Source organism: Candidatus Marithrix sp. Canyon 246, assembly GCF_001723685.1.
Classification (GTDB): domain Bacteria; phylum Pseudomonadota; class Gammaproteobacteria; order Beggiatoales; family Beggiatoaceae; genus Marithrix.
The window spans coordinates 54,810-78,232 of the sequence record NZ_MCBX01000002.1 but is presented as its reverse complement, the minus strand read 5'-3'; the positions used below and the strand labels follow the sequence as shown (position 1 = coordinate 78,232).

23 protein-coding genes are annotated in these 23,423 nt (G+C 33.0%); 14 read left to right on the top strand and 9 right to left on the bottom strand.

Annotation, left to right across the window (positions count from 1 at the left end):
• Nucleotides 1-112 precede the first annotated feature (112 nt).
• Genes BHU68_RS16210 through BHU68_RS01670 form a run of 5 tightly spaced genes read left to right on the top strand, consistent with a single transcriptional unit; the run spans nucleotide 113 to nucleotide 5,244 of the window.
• Nucleotides 113-979 (top strand): ProQ/FINO family protein, encoded by an 867-nt coding sequence (locus BHU68_RS16210; protein WP_083234177.1) that lies wholly within the window; start codon nucleotides 113-115, stop codon nucleotides 977-979.
• Nucleotides 954-3,281, top strand: a complete 2,328-nt coding sequence (locus BHU68_RS01685) for a translocation/assembly module TamB domain-containing protein (RefSeq protein ID WP_069469715.1) — start codon at nucleotides 954-956, stop codon at nucleotides 3,279-3,281. Before BHU68_RS16210 ends, BHU68_RS01685 begins: the two co-directional genes overlap by 26 nt.
• Nucleotides 3,282-3,336: 55 nt before the next feature.
• The gene (gene trxA / locus BHU68_RS01680) at nucleotides 3,337-3,708 is read left to right on the top strand and encodes a thioredoxin (protein ID WP_069469714.1); all 372 of its coding nucleotides are present in this window, start codon (nucleotides 3,337-3,339) and stop codon (nucleotides 3,706-3,708) included.
• 36 nt (nucleotides 3,709-3,744) lie between these two features.
• Nucleotides 3,745-4,845 (top strand): quinolinate synthase NadA, encoded by a 1,101-nt coding sequence (gene nadA, locus BHU68_RS01675; protein ID WP_069469713.1) that lies wholly within the window; start codon nucleotides 3,745-3,747, stop codon nucleotides 4,843-4,845.
• A 3-nt stretch (nucleotides 4,846-4,848) separates the two neighbouring features.
• Nucleotides 4,849-5,244: a rhodanese-like domain-containing protein gene (locus tag BHU68_RS01670; RefSeq protein ID WP_069469712.1), complete on the top strand. Its 396-nt coding sequence runs from the start codon at nucleotides 4,849-4,851 to the stop codon at nucleotides 5,242-5,244.
• A gap of 2 nt (nucleotides 5,245-5,246) precedes the next feature.
• Here BHU68_RS01670 and BHU68_RS01665 read toward each other — a convergent pair whose 3' ends face one another.
• Nucleotides 5,247-6,209 (bottom strand): aminodeoxychorismate synthase component I, encoded by a 963-nt coding sequence (locus BHU68_RS01665; RefSeq protein ID WP_069469711.1) that lies wholly within the window; start codon nucleotides 6,207-6,209, stop codon nucleotides 5,247-5,249.
• Nucleotides 6,210-6,329: 120 nt separating this feature from the next.
• Here BHU68_RS01665 and BHU68_RS18125 point away from each other — a divergent pair, with 120 nt between their 5' ends.
• The 5 genes from BHU68_RS18125 (at nucleotide 6,330) to BHU68_RS01645 (ending at nucleotide 9,738) form a co-directional block, all read left to right on the top strand.
• Entirely contained in the window at nucleotides 6,330-6,800 is a 471-nt protein-coding gene (locus BHU68_RS18125; RefSeq protein WP_069469710.1) for an ATP-binding cassette domain-containing protein, read from the top strand.
• Nucleotides 6,801-6,992: 192 nt separating this feature from the next.
• Entirely contained in the window at nucleotides 6,993-7,163 is a 171-nt protein-coding gene (locus tag BHU68_RS17480) for an ABC transporter permease subunit (protein WP_216092593.1), read from the top strand.
• A gap of 5 nt (nucleotides 7,164-7,168) precedes the next feature.
• On the top strand, nucleotides 7,169-7,654 hold the full coding sequence (locus BHU68_RS01655; protein WP_069472789.1) for a hypothetical protein: 486 nt from the start codon (nucleotides 7,169-7,171) through the stop codon (nucleotides 7,652-7,654).
• Nucleotides 7,655-8,395 carry a 16S rRNA (uracil(1498)-N(3))-methyltransferase gene (locus BHU68_RS01650; RefSeq protein WP_069469708.1) on the top strand — a complete coding sequence of 247 codons (741 nt, stop codon included), beginning with the start codon at nucleotides 7,655-7,657 and terminating at the stop codon, nucleotides 8,393-8,395.
• 86 nt (nucleotides 8,396-8,481) lie between these two features.
• Nucleotides 8,482-9,738: an OmpA family protein gene (locus BHU68_RS01645; RefSeq protein ID WP_069469707.1), complete on the top strand. Its 1,257-nt coding sequence runs from the start codon at nucleotides 8,482-8,484 to the stop codon at nucleotides 9,736-9,738.
• A gap of 13 nt (nucleotides 9,739-9,751) precedes the next feature.
• On the opposite strand, the gene BHU68_RS01640 is transcribed toward BHU68_RS01645, so the two are convergent.
• Both BHU68_RS01640 and BHU68_RS01635 read right to left on the bottom strand, forming a co-directional pair.
• On the bottom strand, nucleotides 9,752-10,780 hold the full coding sequence (locus BHU68_RS01640) for a hypothetical protein (RefSeq protein WP_069469706.1): 1,029 nt from the start codon (nucleotides 10,778-10,780) through the stop codon (nucleotides 9,752-9,754).
• Nucleotides 10,781-10,783: 3 nt separating this feature from the next.
• A complete protein-coding gene (locus BHU68_RS01635) occupies nucleotides 10,784-11,758 on the bottom strand; it encodes a hypothetical protein (RefSeq protein WP_069469705.1) in 975 nt (324 codons plus the stop codon).
• Between the two features lie 166 nt (nucleotides 11,759-11,924).
• Between BHU68_RS01635 and BHU68_RS16205 the strand changes: the two genes are divergently transcribed.
• Nucleotides 11,925-12,308 (top strand): DUF433 domain-containing protein, encoded by a 384-nt coding sequence (locus tag BHU68_RS16205; protein WP_083234176.1) that lies wholly within the window; start codon nucleotides 11,925-11,927, stop codon nucleotides 12,306-12,308.
• Entirely contained in the window at nucleotides 12,295-12,642 is a 348-nt protein-coding gene (locus BHU68_RS01625) for a DUF5615 family PIN-like protein (RefSeq protein ID WP_216092592.1), read from the top strand. The genes BHU68_RS16205 and BHU68_RS01625 overlap by 14 nt, the downstream gene beginning before the upstream one ends.
• A gap of 54 nt (nucleotides 12,643-12,696) precedes the next feature.
• On the opposite strand, the gene BHU68_RS01620 is transcribed toward BHU68_RS01625, so the two are convergent.
• Together BHU68_RS01620 and BHU68_RS01615 are read right to left on the bottom strand one after the other, a co-directional pair.
• A complete protein-coding gene (locus BHU68_RS01620) occupies nucleotides 12,697-13,395 on the bottom strand; it encodes a L,D-transpeptidase (protein WP_253180952.1) in 699 nt (232 codons plus the stop codon).
• A 7-nt stretch (nucleotides 13,396-13,402) separates the two neighbouring features.
• Entirely contained in the window at nucleotides 13,403-14,098 is a 696-nt protein-coding gene (locus BHU68_RS01615; protein ID WP_069469704.1) for a hypothetical protein, read from the bottom strand.
• A 68-nt stretch (nucleotides 14,099-14,166) separates the two neighbouring features.
• Between BHU68_RS01615 and BHU68_RS01610 the strand changes: the two genes are divergently transcribed.
• Nucleotides 14,167-15,015, top strand: a complete 849-nt coding sequence (locus BHU68_RS01610) for an ATP-binding protein (protein WP_141698852.1) — start codon at nucleotides 14,167-14,169, stop codon at nucleotides 15,013-15,015.
• A complete protein-coding gene (locus BHU68_RS01605) occupies nucleotides 15,012-17,810 on the top strand; it encodes an MFS transporter (protein ID WP_069469702.1) in 2,799 nt (932 codons plus the stop codon). Before BHU68_RS01610 ends, BHU68_RS01605 begins: the two co-directional genes overlap by 4 nt.
• Before the next feature lie 12 nt (nucleotides 17,811-17,822).
• Here BHU68_RS01605 and BHU68_RS01600 read toward each other — a convergent pair whose 3' ends face one another.
• The 4 genes from BHU68_RS01600 to BHU68_RS01585 form a co-directional block, all read right to left on the bottom strand.
• Nucleotides 17,823-19,478 (bottom strand): bifunctional protein-serine/threonine kinase/phosphatase, encoded by a 1,656-nt coding sequence (locus BHU68_RS01600; RefSeq protein WP_069469701.1) that lies wholly within the window; start codon nucleotides 19,476-19,478, stop codon nucleotides 17,823-17,825.
• A gap of 191 nt (nucleotides 19,479-19,669) precedes the next feature.
• Complete coding sequence (locus tag BHU68_RS01595; protein WP_069469700.1) at nucleotides 19,670-20,365, bottom strand: retron system putative HNH endonuclease; 696 nt, start codon at nucleotides 20,363-20,365, stop codon at nucleotides 19,670-19,672.
• Entirely contained in the window at nucleotides 20,362-21,660 is a 1,299-nt protein-coding gene (locus BHU68_RS01590; protein ID WP_069469699.1) for an AAA family ATPase, read from the bottom strand. Before BHU68_RS01590 ends, BHU68_RS01595 begins: the two co-directional genes overlap by 4 nt.
• A gap of 155 nt (nucleotides 21,661-21,815) precedes the next feature.
• Nucleotides 21,816-23,297 carry a NarK family nitrate/nitrite MFS transporter gene (locus BHU68_RS01585; protein WP_069469853.1) on the bottom strand — a complete coding sequence of 494 codons (1,482 nt, stop codon included), beginning with the start codon at nucleotides 23,295-23,297 and terminating at the stop codon, nucleotides 21,816-21,818.
• Nucleotides 23,298-23,423: the final 126 nt, after the last annotated feature.

Genomic DNA, 23,423 nt, shown 5'->3' with positions numbered 1-23,423 from the left:
ACGTAGAATACCAGACCTGACAGGTTTTAAAAACCTGTCAGGTCTTTGAAATTAATGACTATTAGGTAAGTAATATTCATTATCATCATCATTATTATTAATTTGTAAAATTATGACTAAAAAACGGATTACTAAATCTGACTTAAATGAAATCGCTACATCACTATACGGTGATGAAGCTTATTGCGAATATGTTCGTAGTAGTGGTAAACATGGCTGGTATCTTAACAAAGATACTGAACCCAATTTAATTGGCAACAATGTTAATGAAGCAATGGAATGGTTAGAATCACAACCAACTGTTTGTTCCGAAAAAACAGATTCAGAAAAAAAAGATGTAACAATGCTAGAATTTTTATTTGAAAAATTCCCTAAAACATTTTTTAAAGAAGCCGAAAACATACGCCCATTACAAAAGTATATTCATAAAAAAATTTATAAAGCTTTAAATTATGAATATCCTAGAGAAGAAATATCAGCTGGATTAGCTATTTATACACAAAATATTGATTATTGCAAATCTTTAATTGCCCATAAGATACGTCTTGATTTGGAAGGCAACTCTTGTGGAGAAGTATCTGAACAACATAAACAAGATGCAGAAGCCAGACTCATGGGAATCACTTCCATGCGCGAACCCAAGCAAAATAAAACTCATGCCAAAGAAAAGAGGCTTAAACGACCAAAAGCAGAAGAATTAATAAAGGCTAAGTTAGAAGTTTGTATAAAAATCAACGATCTACCTCAAGGTTCAAAAACCCTTAGAAATGGCTGGGAAGAATTTATAATTGATACCCAAGGTAAAACTGTAAAGATTACTATACGTCCTAGAACTTGGAAAAAACTACAACAAGCATCTCGTAATTATCCAGCTTGGATAGCAAACATTAGAGGTACTATAGGTACTAACATAAAGGGTGGTTTTGAATTATTAACACCGGGAGTTCAAATTTTTGAGAAAACGCATAAGGAAAATTAGATTTTTTCAAATCGTCATATCTTCTATTTTCATTAATTGTATATTAATCACAGAAGTTCATTCATTTCAGAATTTAATTCTAAAATTCATACAACAGCAACAATCTAGTGATAGTGACAATATTTCCTTAGAATATCTTCAAATTCAATCTCCGAAATTTAATGCAGTGGTGGATGGTTATTTAGGAGTAAAACCACCACATGCGCTTGCAATGAATATTAATTGGTCTGCAAAAAATTCTATCGCAGGAAAAGGGCAGTTTAGTGGTAATCTACAAAATTTAAAGTTTAAGATTACTATTATTCAGCCTGTTATTGTTAATCTAACTGGTACAATCAAAGATGTATTAACAACTCCTAAGATAACTGCTGATTTATTTACCGATAAATTAGCGGTTAAATTAACACCTAATGATTTATCAGTTAATTTCAACTTCACTGATAAGCAAAGTGTTTTTGCATACTTACAAGGAAAAATTAATAAAAATAATAGTAGTTGGCAAGGCAAGTTAAAAAAACTGAGAATTATTACAGATAAATTAGGAATTTGGCAATTACAAAAAACTAGTGAGGTTAAATTTTCTGCGGAAGAGGTACAGATCGCTCGTAATTGTTTGCACAATTTCCAAAAAGCTAAATTATGTTTCCAATTAGATTGGAAAAAACATCACAATAGTAAATTACAGATCCAAATTGATCATCTACCTTTCAATATGATTGCTAGTTTGCTGCCATTAACTGATATAACAGGTAATATTAATGGTAAATTAATAACTGATTTACTACCCAATGGTGATCTAAAATCAGCTATGAAGTTACAACTATCATCTGGTTATATTAAAACTCAAATTTCAGAAGATGAATATAAAGAATTTTCCCATAGAGGTGGTAATTTAAACTTAAAAATTGATAAATACGGTTTAAACAGTCAATTAACATTGCGTCTATTGAAAAAAAGTGGATTACAAATAAAAATTAAATTACCAGACTTTAATAAACTACCTATAAATGACAGCCAAGTCATAAGAGGTAGAATAAAAGCTAATCTGAGCGAATTAGCGGTAATATCTAGTGTGATACCAAAACTAGATAACACTAAAGGTAGGATTAAAATGAATTTACAATTGCAAGGAACAGTAAGCAAGCCAAAAATTTATGGACAATTAAAGTGCAAAAATCTTACTACTGAATTACCTGATTTAGGTTTAAAATTTAAAAAAGTAAATTTTAATGTTCGCGGCTATGGTAGTAATAAGTTATTTATAAAAGGTAATATAAAATCAGGACCGGGGAAATTATTAGTAGGCGGTAATATAAAATTTGATTCATTTTTAAAATGGCAAGGTAATTTAAATATTAAAGCTCATAGTTTTGAAGTAGCAAATATACCTGAAGCATGGGTATTAGCATCACCTAATTTAAAAATATCAATCAAACCGGAAAAGCTTAACATTACTGGTAGAGTTCTAATTCCAACAGCAATGTTTACTCCCCCTAAAGCCAGCAATGATGTTATCAGTCTTTCTGAAGATGTCATAATTGTCAACTCTAACAATACGCCTAAAGCTGTAGAAAAAAAACTTGCAGTATCTAGTAAAATCAAAATGATTTTAGGTAATAATGTTCGCTTTAGCGGCTATGGCGTAAAAGCTCGTTTGAATGGTAATTTAATTTCTAAACAAGTACCCGGTAAAGCTACCATTGCTAATGGTGAAATAAAAGTAATTAGTGGAAGTTATAAAGCTTATGGGCAAAATTTAACAGTTGATGAAGGAAGAATTATTTTTTCCAATGATCCAGTTAATAATCCTAGTTTAGACATTACAACTTCTCGACGGATTAGAAGACGTGGAGACATAAATGTAAGAGCAGGAATAAAAATCCAAGGTAATGCTAAGTCACCACAAATTCACTTGTTTTCTGAACCAAGCTTTGATCAAAGTAATATTTTATCTTATTTAATGCTAGGCAAACCATTAATAGACACTTCAGATAAAGAAGGTGCGAGTTTATTTGCTGCTGCAATTGCGATGCAAATTGATGAAAGTGAATCATTAACCACTAAGCTTGCACACAGTTTAGGCTTAGACGATGCGATGATTACTTCAGAAGGTAGCATTGATGAAACCGCTTTTGTAATAGGTAAATATTTAAACCCAAATTTATATATTAGTTATGGGATTGGTTTATTTACTGGTAGCCAATTGTTTAAAGTACGTTATTCACTCACCGATAATTTCACTTTAGAAACTGAAACTGGCAGCGAGAGTGGCGCAGATATACGTTATACTCTTGAACGTTAAATGAGAAATTATGTAATAATATAGCTTTTAATAATATTATTACATAGGATTATATGTGGCTACTATAGAATTAACACAAAGCAATTTTGAAGATACTATAAAAAATAATGATGTTATCATTATTGATTTTTGGGCTGAATGGTGTGGGCCCTGCAAATCTTTTGCACCAACTTATGAAGAAGTATCTAATAAATACCAAGATGTTGTATTTGCTAAGGTTAATACAGAACAACAACAGGCTTTAGCGGGTCATTTTCAAATTCGTTCTATTCCTACATTAATGATTTTTAGAGAACAAATAATCATTTTTTCACAAGCAGGAGCTTTATCTGGAGCTGATTTAGAAGGGGTGATTGAAAAAGCTAAAGGCTTAGATATGAATATGGTGCGTGAAGAATTAGCGAAACAAGAAACAAATCCAGCTTAAATGGTAATACCCCTCTAAAAGAGGGGGAATATGTCTATGAATAATGTAACAATTCCAATAAAACAATTTATTTCTTTAAATGATGCTGAATGTCAACAACGCATTAAAGCTGCAAAAGCGGCACTTGGTGAACGTTTAGTAATTTTATGTCATCATTATCAACGTGATGAAGTTTTTCAATTTGCTGATTTTACCGGAGATTCTTTACAGTTATCACGTAAAGCGGCTCAATCTGGAGCCGAATATATAATTTTTTGTGGTGTGCATTTTATGGCTGAGGTTGCTGATATTTTATCAAAACCGACACAAAAAGCTATTTTGCCTGATTTAGCTGCTGGATGCTCTATGGCTGATATGGCAGATTTACCAAAAGTTGAACAAGCTTGGAGTGAATTATCCACTATATTAGACGCTGATCAAACAATTACGCCAATAACTTATATTAATTCTGCTGCGAATTTAAAGGCTTTTTGTGGTCGTCATGGAGGCATTGTTTGTACTTCTACCAATGCAGCTAATGTATTGGATTGGGCATTTAATCAGCGCGAAAAAGTATTCTTTTTTCCAGATCAGCATTTAGGGCGTAATACCGCTTATAAAATGGGAATTCCATTAGAACAAATAGTTACATGGGATTTTGATAAACCTTATGGTGGTTTAAGCCATGAAAAAATTAAGGCAGCGAAAATTATTTTATGGGATGGATTTTGTGAAGTTCATATGCAATTTTCACCAGACCATATTGACCAATATCGCGCCAAATACCCTGACGCTAAAATAATTTCTCATCCAGAATCATCATTTGAAGTCTGTCAAAAATCGGATGAAGTGGGATCAACTGATCATATAATTAAAACGATTACAGCATCTGCAAAAGGTAGCCGCTGGTTAGTAGCAACAGAAGTAAATTTAGTTGATCGCTTAGCAAGACAGGCGAAGGCAGAAGGAAAAATTGTAGATTATATGGCACCAATTGCCTGTAAATGTTCAACAATGTACCGGATAGATCCACAACATTTTTTATGGACATTGGAAAACTTAATGGAAGGTAATGTGGTAAATCAAATTACAGTGCCAGAAGATGTAGCGGCTGAAGCGCGTTTGGCTTTAGAAAGGATGTTTGAAGTTTCTGTTTAAACTATGACATATTTAATAGATTTAAGCCCTAAACAGGGGTATGACAGACTACAAAAAAATAAAGATATTCTATTTTTAGATGTGCGCTCTTATGCGGAATATAAATTTGTGGGTCATCCTATTGGTAGTATTTTAGTACCGTGGATAGATGAACCAGATTGGACTGTCAATCCTGAGTTTTGTCAATTGGTAAGAGAACTTAAACCGTTAGACACTGAGATTCTTTTAATTTGCCGTAGTGGGCAACGCTCTATGGATGCTGGTATTGCTTTAATCAATAAAGAATTTACTAAGGTTTCTCATATTGACACAGGCTTTGAAGGCGATTTAGATAAGAACAATCAGCGTAGTAACTTAAATGGTTGGCGTTATGACGGCTTGCCTTGGGAACAATGTTAGAATTAAACTGGAATATAAATTTTATCTAACATTTCAGCATATTCATAAGCGGCATTGCTATCAATAGTAATGCCGCCACCACTTTTATATATCAATTTCTTGCCATGATTTTCAATAAAACGAATCATGATCGCGCTATCTAATTTTTTACCATCAAAATAACCAAATACGCCACTAAAAAATCCTCGATTATAGTTTTCTACGGTTTTAATGATTTCAAGAGTTTTGCGTTTTGGAGTGCCTGATATTGAACCGGCTGGTAATAATGGTAATAAAATATCACCAATTTTATTATGCCAATCGTTTTCTAATTCTCCAGCAATCTCTGAACTGACTTGTAATAATTGTTTATGATTAGTTTTAAGAGTGTCTATATATCTAAATTTATTGACTTTTACTTTTTTAGCTACGATAGATAAATCATTTCTCAATAAATCTACTACCATAGTATGTTCTGCCTTTTCCTTTTCTGAACTTAAAATTTTGGCATGAGCATCAGGAATTTGAGCATCAATTGTTCCCTTCATAGGATAAGTTTTAATAATATTATCTTCTATTTTTATAAATCGTTCAGGCGAAAAACTAATAAATTTATCTTTAAAATATAACTTAAATGGAGCTTGGCTAGCATGAAAAATATCTGATAATGATGTATCAATTTCAATATCTGTAGGAAAAGTTAAATTGAGCAGATAAGTATTACCAGCCCTCATTTGTTGAATCACATCCTCAAAAGCAGCTTTATACTTTATAAAACTAATCGGGTTTTTTTTAAGCTGATAATGTTTATTAATTTCTTTATTAGAACTGATATTAGAAAAATTATCTATATTAAAGTAAATGTTATTATCTAATTGATCCAGTGGCGCGATATAATAGTTTTTTACTTCAAAATCAATAACAAATAAAAACGGGGTTTTTTGTGTTCCTAGTTGATTTAGGGTATTTTTTAATATGTATGACATGGTAATATTTTGTGGCCTAAAGACCTGACAGGTCTGACAAACAATTTTTTTAAATTATAACATATGACTATTCTAAGCTGATTCCATAATAAAACTAAGTGTTGTTATCAATTGCATCATATGATAGAATTGATAAGTTTAGATTCTACTACTAAAGGTAATGTCAATTTAGATGGTCAATCACTTACACGTTCTGGCAAACATCAAGTACAGCCTGAGCATCGTCAAATTGGTATGGTTTTTCAAGATTATTCTTTGTTTCCACATATGACTGGGCAAAAAGTTAAGGAATTGTTATCTCTGATTAATTTAGAGGGCATTGAAAAAAAATATCCACACCAATTATCAGGCGGTGAACAACAACGGGTTGCTCTTGCTCGTGCATTAGCACCATCGCCTAAGTTATTGTTATTAGATGAAGCATACACTCATGCAGATATGTTGATGACAGTAGATGCAGGTTCACAGAATCTATTTCAGCCAGTTATTAGTAAAACTTTAAACCAGAATATTCCGGAACATTTAAGAGATTCTCATGTTATGAGAGCAATTATGTTTGATCAATGTGATGTAGGTATAATTAATACATAGTATCAGATGCTGGTGTTACTAAACATGCAAAAAATCCAGCCGGCGCAATCAAACTATTAGAATGGTTATCTGCTGCTAAAGCGGTGTTTCTAATGCAAATGGCGCGTTATAGGTAGTTCATTGGAAAAACATTATATCAACCACGATTTTATTGCTTGGTGTAGGTATTGGCGTAACCATCTTAGGCACAGTGTGTGCCTATTTGATATTCGTGCAGGTTCTTGGGCTATTATTATGACATTTGTGCTGGTTTTTTACCCTTATGTCTATATGATGAGTCGTGCGTCTTTTAAGCGTCAAAAACTCAGCATGATTGAATCAGGAAAACTATTGGGTGCTAATCCGTGGCAAGTGTTTTGGTGACACTAATGGAGACACTGGCTGATTTTGGAGTCGTCTCATTATTTAATTATGATACTTTTACTACTGCGATTTACTCTGCTTGGGGTGATTTTAGATCTATCGAAGTAGCGACACAATTAGCTAGCATTTTGGTATTGATTGCTTTTTTTCTGATTTATTTTGAGAAAAAAGCCAGAGGTGGGACAAAATATTATTCATCTGAGATGTCGAATCGACAAGTCTATCATGCCACAGGATTAGTCGGTGCATTGATAAGCCTGTTTGTATTTAGTGTATTTATGCTGTCATTTGCTATGCCAATGTTACAATTAGTAATTTGGGCTGTTGATATTTTCAATGAAGAATGGTCAGATAAATATTTAAGCCTTATTTATTCAACAGTGATACTAACCCTAGGGCTGTTTGATCGAGCAGCAGTGCCGTCGTTGTTGATGGTGGTGTTTGGTGCTATTTTAATGTTAATTTTTAAATGGTTGGATAAAAAACTATAAATGAGAATTTCACGTTTATATATAAATCAAGCCTTAAAAGCAGAAGCAGAAATTGTTCTAACTAAAGATGCCGCTCATTATCTGGTCAATGTTTTACGCTTACGTGTCGGGGCAGAATTAGTATTATTTAATGGAGAAGGGGGAGAATATACAGCGCGTTTAATAGTAGTTGATAAAAAACATGCAAAATTACAATTACTTGAATATCATGATATTGAACGCGAATCTAGCCTAGATTTAACCTTAGTTCAGGCGATTTCTCGCCCAGAACATATGAATTATACCATACAAAAAGCTGTGGAATTAGGAGTGACACGTATTGTGCCACTAATCAGTAAACGTAGCCCGCCGATAGATAAAAATAAAATCCATAAACGCGAACAACAGTGGCAGAAAATTATTATCAGTGCTTGTGAGCAATCTGGTAGAAATAGCCTGCCAATATTAGATCAAGTCCAAACTTTAACAACATATTTAGCTGATAAAACACAATTAGAAAATTGTATAGTTTTAGCCCCAAAAGCAAATAATAGCGTTTCCAAATTAGACATTGATAAAAAAATTACTGTATTAATTGGGGCTGAAGGTGGTTTGACAGATGAAGAAATACAATACGCTATAGAAGCAGGTTATTTAGATGTTGGGTTAGGATCACGCATACTTCGTACTGAAACTGCTGCTATAGCTATGTTGAGTTTGTGTCAGGGATTTTGGGGTGATTTTACTTATCATGGCTTGTAAGTTATTACCCTCCATATCTTTGATAATGCGGCTAAAGTGGAATATAAATTGCATAATTTATTTTAGTAATCACACAGGAATATTTTATGTTATATCATATTAAACAATTCATGACCTTGATTATATTAGGATTATCTATTACATTATTAGTTTCATGTAGGCCAACAAAGCTTGCTCCACCATCTGGCTTGCCCGTTAGTTTTGAAGTCGCTATTCCTATATTAACAAATCACTTGCTAATTCAAATCAAAAATAAGCTAGGAATATTAGATATTTTTGATCAAAAAAAAATACTATTCGAACCCTTTATTGATCTCACAAGTCATCAAGTTGTAAAAGTTAGTCGGCAAATTGAGTTTATTATTTTTACCGAAACTCAGAAAAAGTTTGGTGATAAATTCAGTATCAAACGCTTAATCCATGAAAATAGCATTCAAGCTGACTATATCATGCATGGTGTACTTACTTATGAACCATACCGTGAACAAGACATTAATTACTATCATGTTATATCCTCCGTTATACATAAAAATACTGGTCAAGTAGTGGCAAAATCAGATGTCTGGATTTCCAATTATGATCTGGATTTTCGCATGGTAATAGAAAGCCCTATGATTGTCCAAGATTCTCACAGTATTGCTGAACAAGTAGTAAAACTTAATATTGACGCACAAGTTCCTAAAAATTATAATAATTTTTTAAAAGTGGGTGCATTAATAACTCAAGCGGAAACTGCTTATGAAAATAAAGATTACCAAACAGCATTAGCTTTATATACTCAATTTAGCAAACTGCAATCGTTTGAAAAACATAAAATGATGAATGCATATATTGGTTTATATCAAACCAACATTCATTTAGGAAATTGGGATGCTGCTGAAAAAGCTTTTGCAAAGATGGTTGCACTTAATTTTGAAGAATATAATTCCTTGGGTATTAAATTTATATTTTTAGTGAATAAAGTAACTTTTGATAGCAAGCTGAAAGCCCAATATGCTATTTGGTTACGTCAAATCGGTCAATACCTTGAGGATAATAATAATCTTTGTTTACATATTGTGGGGCACAGTAGCCGTAGTGGAGGCTTAGACTACAATTGCAATTTATCTTTAAATCGTGCAAAAGCAATTCAACAAAAATTGCAACCATATTATAAGCTTGTTAAGGCAAACTCAAAAACTGATGCTAAAGCTTGGTCACAAAATATTGTTGGTTCAGGTACTGATGATGCTCAAGATGCGATTGATCGCCGGGTTGAGTTTAAAGTAGTAAGTTGCCCAGTTTCCGACAATCTAAGCTTACATAATAAAATTAAATCTTGTGTTAATTCTGTATTACAGTAGTATCAGCTACTATTTATTTAGCTTTAGGGTGATTTTTCGCTTGTTCTAAGGCAATTTCTTTTAAGGCATGGAAGGATGTTTGGCTAGATGCACCTTCTATGGCTTTTACTGCTAATTCTTGAGCTTGTTTCTGAGTGGCTTCCAGTTGTTTAGAAAGTTTATTCAGTTGGGTAGTTTGTTCTGCTGCTTGAGTTTCTAATGCCTGAATTTGTAATTGATAAATCTGCTCTTCTCCTGCAAACTCTTTAGCCGCTAAATCTGTCTTAATTTTGGTTTGATTACGTGCAATACCAATACCTTGATCTTTGGCTTTTTTAATAGCGGCTTCCAAATCTTTTGGAAAAGTTTCAACTTTTGTTTGATTGTCTTTAAATTGCCGCTCACGTTCTGCTAGCGCAGTTTCACGTTGTTTCCACACTTGCTGACGTTGTTGTTCTGCTTCAGCAATAACTTGTTGTAATTGTTGCTGTTGTTTCTGATATTTTTCCTCGCTAGTATCTCGTTGTAAGCTTAAATCATATTTATATTCTTGTTCATTGCGATGTTGATGTTTGTGATAAGCAGCTTCCTCTTCTTTTAAGTGTTGTTTGGTAGCTTCGATTTCAGTTTGCCAAGTTTGGTTTTTTTCTGTCCAAGCTTTTTCTGAAGTTTCACCTTGTTGTTGCAGTGTTTGTTGATATTGCTCAGCATTTTCCGTATATTGTTTGAGCAAGTCATTTAAGCTTTGATCTGTAATTTTTAAATCGTATAAGGTTTCTAAATGACGATTTTCAGTTTCTACTTTAGTAGATACTTCAGTTAATTGTGAAGCTTCTATCAGTAAATTACTGGATAATTGACTTAAAGCAGTATTAAATTGTTTACTTAATTGACCCAATGATTGAATTACTGTTGTCATAGCAACTGGTGGTGTTGCTTTAGGTGGTGTAGTAGTGTTTTTTGGAATTTTTTTCTTTTGCAAATCCTTATAAGCAGTTTCTAAGTCTTGATAAGCTTCAATAATCTCAGTTTTAGTATTTCTGATAGATACTTTTTTAGTCATGGGTTAAACTCCTGTACTGGATACTGCGGTCATTGCCAATTGCTGTACTTGTTGTGCGGCGGCAGTTAATTGTTCGTTTAACTGAGCAATTTGCGTTTTTTGCTCGGCAACTATCTGGTTCAAAGATGCAATCCTTAATTCAAAACTTTTACGTTGGGATGCTTGTTCAGTTTGCAAAAGAGTGGCTTGAGTTTCGGCATATTTAGTGTTATCTCGAATCGCTTTCTCACGAGCTTTCTTACTAGCCTCTTCAATTTCTTTAGGTATGGATTCAACTTTAGTTTGAGATTCGGCAAACTCTGCTTGATGTTTTTCCAGAAATTGTTCACGTGTAGTCCAATCTTTTTCCTTCAAACGCTCAGATTCAGCCAATTGATGTTCTAAATCCCGTTGCTGTTTTTCATAATTATCACTAGTTTCTGTGTGTTGACGTTTTAACTTATATTCGTATTCTTCTTCCTCATTATGCCGACTTTGGTCTTGCTGACCATGTTGTTTGGTTTTGCTGTTCTCAAATTGTTGCTGTTGTTGTTGCCAAATATCGCGTTGTTGAGTCATTTTGAGTTCGAGAGACTCATTGCGTTGCAGATAATCTTTATCGAGGGATTGTAAGGCTTGTTGATGTTGTTGTTGCAAAATATTTAAAGCTTCAGCCGCAATTTTGATATGGTTCAAACTAGTTAAACGCTGATTTTCGACTTTAATAGCTTTAGAAATCTGTGTTAATTTTTCAGCTTCAGTAGTCATATCTTTGGTCAATCCATCAATGGATTGACCAAAATTTGCTTGTAATTTAGCTAAGACTTGAAAAATATTATCAGCTGTATAAGCAGCGGCTTGTTTTACCAAGATTTTATCTTGTTGGCGTGCTGCAAGATTTTCTTTGGTTGCTACTTTAGCAGATTCAAGCTGATAATCTGCACGTAATTTTGCAAACGCAACTTGAATAGTTTGTGGATCAGAATTGGTTATATTCATATTATGAGCTTCCCATGAAAGGCATTAATGATATGTGCATATTATATCATATTTTGGATATAAATTAACGACTTAATGTCGTTTTTTTATATTTTTTTGAATACTATTCTTAGTTTTAAACTATGTTACAATGTTGAGATAAATAAAGCATTAAAGGATAATTAACATGGCAACATTACAACTCCAAGATATAAATGAGAAAGTGGCTCAAGCCTATATCAATAGTTCAGAGAGGCAACAACAAAGATTAAAACTAATTGTAGAAGAAGTCATACTGTTTTGGACTGAAATATCACCGCCAAAAGCTTCTAAAACGGAAACATTTATTCAACATACGCCAGATGTGTGTGGAGGTAATGCTTGTATTCGTGATACTCGTATTCCAGTGTGGATGCTAGTCTCTCTTCATTCACAAGGTGCAACAGATCAAGAATTACTGAAAGATTATCCTAGTTTAACTTTAATGGATTTAAAAGCAGCATGGGATTATTATCAAGACCATAAAAACGAAATTAATCAAGCAATAGCCGTTCAAAATGATGATAATTAGATTATATGCGGATGAAAATTTTCCTCAGTCTGTAGTAGAGGAACTAAGAAAATTAAATCATGATGTATTAACAGCTCATGAAGCTGGGCAAGCCAATCAACGCATTTCTGATCCCCAAGTATTGGCGTATGCTACTCAGCAACAACGAGCGGTAATAACTCAAAATAGGTATGACTTTATAAAGTTACATAAAATAGTCACTAAACATGCTGGCATAATTGTATGTCGAGAAGATCACCGACATCCATTAGAACTAGCTAATAGAATTCAAGCTCAATTAATTATACAAGCACCATTAGATAATAAGTTAATTCGTGTCAACAAACTGAAATGATAATTTCACGATTATATAAACCTGACAGGTTTTAAAAACCTGTCAGGTTTTTTTCTATCTTATAATTTCAACCTTAGTACCTTCATCAACGCGATCAAATAAATCAATAACATCTGTATTAAACATTCTGATACAACCATGTGACGCTACTTGACCAATTTTATTTTCTTCTCCGGTGCCATGAATATAAATATAACGTCGGTAAGAATCTATTCCACGCCCTGAATTTTTACCCGGTTCTAAACCAGTTAGCCACATAATACGAGTTGTAACTAAATCACCAGAGTTGGGTTTATTTATTATTGCTTTTTTACCTGTGTTACGACGCGCTTTAAAAATTGTATTTTGTGGCGCACCATCGCCGAATTTATTTTTAATCCTATGTAATCCTAATGGAGTTTTATTGCTGCCAGCAGCACTTCCTATTCCATATTTCGATGTTGATACTTGATAAGTTTTTACTTCTTGCTTGCCATTGCTATAATTACAATACAAATGTAATTTTTGTTCTGATATATCTACAGTAATTTTATTATCAAAGGATCTTTTCTCACATGGTTCGGTTTTAGGTTCAGGCATAACAGGTGCTGTTGCTACTACTATTGGAGGAGTTGGTTCAGGTTTAGGTTCAGGTGTATTAACAATCACAGCAGCAGCAGCAACTTTTACTGGTTCCTGTTCAGTATTATTACTATTAGTGCAACTACTAGTAATACTTAAACATATTATTGGAATAATTAATTTTAATTTCATAAATGATTTACCACAATCTTGATAACAATTGACTAGCTTCTCGAATACAACCTCTACCTACCATCCACACAACTTTATGTGAATTCGTAGGTAAACCGTTAGGTAATTGGTGCAATACCAATTTCTTTATTGAAGAATTACTACGAGTTTTCACTTCTATTTTATAAGTGTCACCATATCTCACTGGTAAGCTTGAAGGCCAATTTAAACTCGTCTTATGAGCTGGCCATCTAACTATTACTACTTTATCAGTGCGAGTATGTTTAATTAACAAAGTACTAGCACTTTGGCTATCACTTTGTGGTCTTGATAATATCACATTAGATGCAGGTGCAATACAATAAAAACGTTTAGTAGTATTTACATCAACTAACCAAGGGTAGCTAGGATCTTCTCCACGAGAACGAAAAATTGATTTATTTTTCAAAAAGTTTGCTAAAGTAATGACTAATTTAGGATCATTAACAGCTAAAGGGTCTTTCAGTGGCTGTGAATAAGGTCCAATCACCGTTTTGACGCTACCACTTTCAAATACAACTGTTATTTTTACCTTCGCTGGTATATTGTGTGAAATATCAGTATTCAGTAGCTTACCCTTAGAAAATAAGTTGGTATCGTTAGAATTAATCACGACCATATTAGCCGCTTGTGTAACATTTACAGTAGCAAATGTTAATAATAATAATATAATTAGTCTGGACATTGTTTTATTCCTATTGTGAATTTTCATATACTTCTATTAACATTATATTACAAATAAATAATTTATCCATGAATTTCTCCGAATCTTTAGCACCGACTAAAACAGATAATAATCCTTTTGTAATAGGATTACCGATTACGACTCCTCGACAATTTTTTGGACGTGAACAGATATTAAAACGTATTTTTGATGTTTGGAGATCTCCTCCTTTACAACATATCGGGATTATTGGCGTAAAACGCAGCGGTAAAACTTCTTTATTACATTATCTGAGCCGTATCATTGACACTCCATCTAAAGATTTACGCCCTAATCAGCGTAATGATTGGATTAAACCACTAAATCAGTGGGTGTATATAGATTTTCAAGATGCACGTATGTGCTATCAAGAAAGTTTGTTACAACATATTTTATCCAAAATCGGCTTGCCTACTCCTCAACCATGTGATTTATTTGCTTTTACAGACATAATAGATCAATACTTAGATATTCCAACAATCATTTTATTAGACGAAATTAAAATGGGTTTTGATTCTCCTGATTTAGATGATAATTTTTGGTGGGGAATGCGTTCTTTAGGTTGTGGTGGCAAATTAGGTTATGTATTAACCGCACACAAAGCTCCTGAAGACATGTTACAAGATGATGGTCAGCCCTCACCTTTTTTTAATATTTTTGGACATCTTTTGAATTTGAATCCATTTACAGAAGATGAAGCTTTAGATTTTATCTCTAGTATTCCGCAAATTTTTGATAAAAAAGATATTGAGTGGATCATAAATAAAAGTGCTAAATGGCCATTTTTATTACAAATGATTTGTCATTCACGTTTTACAGCCTTAAAAGAGGGTCAAAAAGATAACGCTTGGAAGCTTGAAGCCTTACAAGCTATAAAACGTTATCGTTATTTATTATGAAAAAAAATTTAGTGTTAGATAGTTTTTTAATCATTTTTTGGTTAGTTTTTAAACCTTCAGCTTGGCGACGCTATATCACAAATATTGATTCTGATTTAGCCCCTAATTTTGCCTTAGCTAATTTAAAATTACAGCATTGGCGAAATTATGATTTACAGAAGTTATTGATTTTAGGTCATGCTTTATGGGGCGTGTGGATTACTGCTATTGTTGCAATAGTGCTGATGTTATTATCTACGCCTAGCGATAAATTAATTTTAATCAGTTGCTATACTTTATTTCTGGTGGCTGTTGGTGGATTTTTAAGCAGTATGCTGATTTCAGTAGCTTTTGGCATTATTGCAGGAGCTATGGCAGGATTATTGTTAAGTATTCCAATGGCTATGGGTGATTATCAGCTTGAGCAATTAGTAGTTTTTAATATGGTAGAAAATATCGCTATAGCTGTATTATTAAATACTACTGATGCAATTAATCTATTTCAAAGTCATGATAGCAGAAGTTTTTATACTATTATTTTAGCTATTTTTACTGCTAGTTGTGCCGCTACTATTATGCTCAACACCAACAAAACTACTAATGCTCAGAAATATTATCATCAAATTGGCAGTGTTACCATTGGTATATTTGTTAGTGCAATTGCAATTTTTATCATCGCTTTTGTAGTTAGTATTTTAGCTCCTCGTGCCGCTTTAATGCTAAGTACTAATATGTATGTTATGGCTTATGATGGCATGATTGCTGTTTTATTTGGATTTGCTATCACGATTATTTGGGCTTTGCTAACTTTGCGTTGGAAGCCAGCTTTATTGATTGGTGTATCTGCCTTGTTATTATTGACTATATTTACTTGGCTAAAAAACTATTTTAGTAATCCTATATTGATCGGTGTTCATGGCGGAATCGAAAATGCTATGCTTTATATATTATTATTTGCATTTCCTTATGTATTAGCAACAAAGATTGCCAATACTTGGGCAGGTATTTTAGCTGGGATTTTAGGTAGTGGTGGTACTTATGTAGTTTTTGCAATTATTACGCAATCTTATGCTTTAACCACTATTCTACCTTGGACAATATTAGCTCTGGTAGCTGGTTTAACGGTTAATTGGTGGCGACCATTTTTATTGTATCCTTTTGAAGCGGTATGGAATATATTTATTTGTCGCGCTTACGAGAGACGTAAAACTAGTCGTATGATTCGTTGGCATTCGGCATTTTGGGATGAATTACAATATATACCTTTATATGGTTTAGAAAATTTTTTAGTAAAAATAACAGAACGTTATCCAAGAGTTGGTAAAAATGCTATTGAGTATTTAAGTGTAAATTCACAAGCTTGGGCTGCAAAAGAGGCGCAAATCGAATTAGATGCTAGACGTTTGCAAAATAATAGTTGTGTTGAGGGAATCAGTAAAGCACATCTGAAATTAGCGGCAGGTGAATTAGAAGGTTCTACCAGTGCATTATTGCGTAGTTTTAGTCGTATTAGTCTTGATGTTCAAGCAGCATTAGAACAAAAAAGCAAATATAATCAGAGACTTGTTTTGAACAAAGTTGAAGCAAGTTTAGATGGTTTATTACGAGAATTAACTCGTTCTTCTGAGGCATATGCAATACGATTTCGTCCGATTGCTGAAACATGGCGACATACTATAGCAGATCATCTGAAAGTACTTAGTGAGATTGTAGAAGCAAATCAAGAAATAATAAATCCTTATGTTATAGCTCTTCCGCTAACAGAAGATCAAGAAATTTTTGTTGGACGTAGTGGTATTAGTGAACGTATTGAACGTTTATTATTAGATAAGCGTCGCCCACCGTTATTTTTGTATGGACAACGTCGAACAGGTAAAACTTCGTTACTAAATAATTTAAGTAAATTATTACCTACTAACATGATACCTTTATTTGTTGATTTGCAAGGTCCTCCTGCTTCATCAAAAGACTTTGCAGGATTTTTATATAATATAAGTCGCGCAATGTTGAATTCAGCAAAGCGTCATCGTAAAATAATTTTACCAGTTTTAACACGCGAAAAATTAACTGAAGATCCTTTTAGTTATTTTGATGAATGGTTAGATGAAATAGAACAAGAGCTTGATGAAAACCAAACATTCTTATTGATGTTAGATGAATTTAGTGTTTTAGACTTTGTGTTAGCCAAAGGTTTATTAGATGAAGCTTTAGTGCTTGGTATGTTTCGTCATATAATTCAACATCGCCCACGAATTAAAATGTTATTATCTGATTCAAGTTCGATAGACGAATTTGAACGTTGGGCGAGTTATTTAATAAATGTACAAACAGTGCATATAAGTTACTTAGAAACTGAAGAAGCTTTACAATTAATAACACAACCAATACCAAATTTTACTCTTTGTTATGAAGAAGATGCTAGTCAACGAGTATTAACTATTACGCGCGGGCATCCAGCTTTAACACAATTATTATGTTCAGAAATAGTCAACTTAAAAAACAAACAAGATATTAGCATACGCCATTTGGTTCAAATCAGCGACGTTGAAGCAGCAATACCGGGAGCATTACAAAATGGAGGCTTCTTTTTGTCTGATATTCGTAATAGTCAAGTAAAAACCAAAACGGCTCTAGCGATGTTAAAATATATAGCAGCAAAGGGAGAGGCAGCAATAGTAAGCGAAGCAGAATTGCAAGCACAATTTCCAGAAGACTTTGAAGCTAGTAAAGCGAATTTATTACAACGCGAATTAATAGAAGCAACTGGAAAAAATGCTTATCGTTTTCAGGTTGAATTGATTCGACGGTATTTTTAATTACTGATGTATTCAATCTAATAAAATCAAAACCAATAAAATCAAGATCAAATTCAGCATAAAAGAAATAACCGCACTACGTTTCCAAAAAGATTTATCTAATATAAAACTAGATTGGCTGCTAGTAGGTTTATCCAGTGCTTTAATGAATTCAGTCGCAGTATCATAACGTTTTTTTGGATCTGGATGAACTGCTTTTCTTAATACATTATCTACCCATATTGGAATTGATGAAGCTGAAATATAATTCAATTTGTTCTTATAAGGTAGTTTACCAGTTAGCATTTCATAAGTAATCACACCCAGCGCAAATATATCAGTTTGCGTGCTACCGCTATAACCTAATAAAGATTCTGGAGCTGTATAGTTTTTGGTTCCTAATAAACTGATTCTTTCCAAAGGAGTTGTAATTTCTTCTAAACCAGCAATTTTGGTAGAACCAAAGTCTATTATTTTTACTGTACCATCTTGATCTATCATGATATTTTCTGGTTTAATATCTTGATGAATCATTTCCATACGATGAAAAGCCCGTAAGCCATTTTTAATTTGATTTACAATTTCCCTAGTTTCAACTAAGCTGGCTTTAGGATGATCATTCATCCACTGACGTAAAGTTTGCCCCTCTATATATTCAGTGGCAGAATATAAAAATTTACGATGTTTTTTATGTTCATAAACTTTCATCACATGTGGATGATTTATGCGTTTACCTACCCATTGTTCATGCAGAAATAAATCAATATAGGCAGGATCATCTTCAAAGTTCATTGATGGAGTTTTTAGAACTAGCTTTTTATTTGTCTCTTGATCAACAGCTAAGTATAATTGAGTGCGATTACTTGCATATAATTCACGTATAACTTTATAACCATCTAAAATCATACCTTGATCTAAAGCTGGTGGAAAAGGTAACTCGGTTAATTGCTGATAAAAACCATCAATATCTTGTGTTGGTAAATTATCGACACGTACAATTTGGCAAGTCAGATTATCTGGACTATCATTAGAAAAAGCTAGTTTACTAAGTTTTTCACAGGCTTGATTTAAATCATTTTCAATGATTGACTCAAGAATAAAGTTGTCAGTTACATATTCATATACACCATCAGTAACAAAAATGAACTGATCACCTTCTTCAACTGCAAGTTCTCGATAATCTATTTTTAAATGAAGCTCTATACCTAATGCACGAGATAAATATTGCTTGTCTTTAGAAACTTGAATACGATGATCTTGAGTTAAACATTTTAGTTTGCCTTCGCGTAACCGATATATGCGACTATCACCAATATGAAATAAATAAGCCTTAGTAGATTTAATCACCAAAGCACTTAAAGTTGTAATTAAACCCTTATTAGTGCCATAAAGATGATAACCTTGTCCATATAACCAACTGTTCATGGCAGTTAAAATTTTTTGACCAGCAGTTTTAACTGTCCACGATTCAGGAGTGCTAAAATAATCATTTAAAAAATTTTCAACAGCAGCTTTACTAGCTTGATCACCAGCTTCACTGCAACTGACACCATCAGCAATTACAGCAACTATCCCCTTAGTGCTTAATAAAGGTTCAGGCGGAGAAAAAACCCCAAAAGCATCTTGATTTATTTGTTTACGCCCAGCTTCTGAATATTGACCAATTGTAATTGAGATTTGTTTTAGCATATAAAACCTGTAAGAAAATTAATAATTAATTAGTTGCGAACTGCTATTAGCAAATCAAGTACCATTAATAATTTAATTTTATATATCTTATTAAAGGTTTTTTGTATGCTTTATTACAAAATAAAACTTTGTTTGTCTTTTTTATTACATTTGATCTATCAGTAATTAAAGTAATTCATTTGTTTGCTGCATTATAAGCCTGACTGTTGTATAATTTGTTCTCCAATCGCGCCAAAATATTGCAGTCTAACAGAATGAAAAGCTTGTAGGCGGTTATTTGTCAAAGATAAATCACAGTCGGCAAAGTGGTGAAGTGCCTCTAAATCATCTAACAATTTATCAATTTCTATTATCGTTTCTTCAATCAGAATACGTCGCCGTCTTACTAAACGTAAATTATTCAGATTTAATAAATCAATAGTGTAACGCGCTCGTTCTTGTTGTGATTGTGTCAAATTAGGATGAGGAATCACTTCGCCATTTTGTCTGTACCAAAAATAATCTTTACAAGTGGGTTCTGATGGAGATATAAATAATAAAGGGTCATAATTGTTTAGTTTGTAATGTCCACAACTTTGCTTGTGTCGTGGTAGATTCTTTAACTGTTTATCATCAATGCAAGATAATACAAGATTTTGATAATTAAAAGTTTGTTCTGGATACTTACTTTTTGGTTTGATATGTTCAATGTGCTTTCCTAATTCATTCAAGCTAATTTCACAATAAGCACAAATGTAGTATTGTGTAGGTTCTAAAAAATAATTGCATAGTTCTTCCTTATAAGCAAAATTTTTCCAAGCCTTTTCAGGGTTTGGCGGTATCAGATTTTTTAATCGCGCTTGTTCCAAATAGTAAGGTGCTTCACTTCCTTTTTTTATATATCTCATTTTCCTAAGATTTTATGTCGGCGAATAACTCTATCAGCAATATCTAGGGCAGAATCATCAGCAAAAATGGGTTCAATTTCTTGACGTAATTCCTGCGCCCGTTTGCTATCAAAATAACCTTGATTAACTAAATCCAGATATTCATAAAGTTTATGGACTTCTTCAATGCGACTTTCTGGGCGAGATGGCACATTCATAATTTCTTCTAATATGCGTGAACTTTCTGCGCCATAGCAGTTGGTTAGCGGCTTATACACATTCACATCATTTTCTGAATTCCATTCTAAAATATGCAGATTTTCTTTTTTTATTGTGGTTAGCACTTGATGGCTATGTGTTGTTACTATAAATTGCGTTTTTGGAAAAGTTTTGAGTAAATCAGGTAAAACCTTTTGTTGCCATTCTGGGTGAAGGTGTAAATCTATTTCATCTATTAAAACAATTGCTTCTGATTGTAAAGGATCTTCAATATGGGGATTAGTTTGTGCCATGCGCCGCGCTAAGTCTATTACTAAAGCTAGCATGGTGCGATATCCGTCGCTTAGTTGTTCTAGTCTTAATTCTTCAATTACACCATTTCCTCTATCCCATGAGACTATGAAATGAAGTGGATGAGTGCTGATACGTGGATTAAAAAATTCAGGCATCATGGATGTTATTGCATTTCTAACGGTTTGTAATATGGGTAAACGGTAATTAAAGTCTTGATGGCTTTGTTTTAGTTTTAGTTCATCTGTTTCCATTGCATCAAACCATGCTAAAGCACTTTTAAATCTACTGACTGCATCAAGTGAGTGACTATAGGCTTCAAAAGGTGAAAAGTTTTTGCTTTGATGTCGCCTACGTTCAATAGTTGCGTCAAGCACGGCACGGTTAGTGCCATAATAAGCAAATATTGGTAATGTTGTTGATTTATCTTTTTCAAAATCTTCAATCAAGCTTTTTAGAAATGTTGATAGTTGCTTTAAGCCAGTTCCTTTTGGAATTGTAGCTGGTTTAGGGTATTTGCGTTTTTTGGAAATACTCCAAACAATGTTTTCAGTAGTTTCCAATTGAACTTGTACAAATTCTGCTGTTTCTTCAGTAGATTTTTTTCTTAGATCTGTATCTTTAAAACCAATGCCTGAAACGCCTAATTCGGTTATAATTCGTCCTAATCCTCTGGCAATACCATCTAAAATAGCGGTTTTACCTTGACCATTTTTTCCAACAAAAACATTTAGGCGTGGATGTAATTCAATGAATAATTCATTGAAACAACGAAAATTAGTTAGTTTAATGTTTTTTAAAATCATTAAGTAAAATATTCCTAGCTTTTGCCACTATAATTGAATTTATCGCTATATTATAGTATAGTATGATATTATATGTTTGTGTATTAATATCTTTCAGACCTGACAGGTTTTAAAAACCTGTCAGGTCTTTACTTTGTAATTTTTGTTTTGACATTTTAACCTACATCAATCATTTGCACTGTACCATCTGGCAAAACTTCTGCTGTTTGCCCTTTTGGATCTTCAAAAAATAAAAACACAAAGACCATTACAATTAATGCTGAAGAAGCAATAACTATAAAAAACGTACTAGCCGGAACAAAAGATAAAATAGTTAAATATATAACTGCACCTACATTACCATAAGCTCCTGTCATACCTGCAATTTGACCAGTCATACGTCTTTTAATCAGCGGAACTACTGCAAATACAGCACCTGCACCTGCCATAACAAATAATGAACAAAACATTACGATTACTACAGCGAAGAATAATGACCATTCAGAATTAATAAGACTCATCAAAAAGTAACCACCTGCTAAGCCCGTTAATAAAATCATTAAAGTGCGTTTACGTCCAAATCTATCACTGACAAAACCTCCAGTGGGGCGTGCAACTATATTAATAAAAGCATAACTTCCAGCTAATAAACCAGCCATTATTTGAGAAATACCAAAAGTATCCAAGAAAAATAGGGGCAACATAGATATGACTGCTAATTCAGAACCAAAGGTACAGAGATATGCTAAATTTAAAATGGCAACTTGTTTAAATTGATAACGATGAATTTCAGGTACAGCTTCTGTAAAAATATGTTTATTGACTCGATAAACATGATATGTTTGATAGATATAAGTAGCTACTAACATCAGATAAATAACATTAGTATATGTTTGATTTAACAAGCCTAAATTAACAGGTGAAAGTTTCCATGCTAAAACTGCTAAAGCTAGATACAAAGGAATGTTCATTATCAAATAAAGTACAAAATCCTTGGTAGTTGTGACTTCCATAGCGCCGGTTTTATTAGGTTTAAAATATGTTGAACCTTTTGGCGTATCTGTTACATTGATAAAATAAATTACAGAATAAACTAGTGCTATCACACCATTCAATGCTAAAGAGTAACGCCAGCCATTTTCTGCATCAATATAATTAGTTAAAATAATCGCAACAGTTGGCAAAGTTACAGAAGCGGCAGCAGAACCAAAATTACCCAAACCTCCATACAGACCCTCGGCCAGTCCAAGTTGTTTATGCGGAAACCATTCGCCAATCATACGAATACCAATCACAAATCCAGCCCCAACAAAGCCTAATAGAAAACGCATCAAGGCAAGTTGCTCATAAGTTTGTACCATGGAAAATAAAATACAGAGTACACCTGAAATTACTAGTAATAGAGAATACAAAATACGTGGACCAAATTTATCCACTAACATACCGATTATAATGCGTGCAGGAATGGTCAGCGCGACATTGAGTATTAACAATACTTTAACTTGTTGATCGGTTAAATCTAAAGCGGCTCTCATAGAACCCATTAAAGGGGCATGATTAAACCAAATATAAAAAGTGGTAAAAAATGCAAACCACGTAAAATGTAAAATACGAATCCGTTCCGATTTAAAATCAAATAAGTTAATTTGTTTTAGCATATAAAAACCTTTAATAAAATTAATAATTAATGAATTGCGAACTGCTATAAGCAAATCAAGTACCATTATTTTTATCAATCTAAATATCAATAACTTACTATGATATTTAGATTGAATACATGCAAT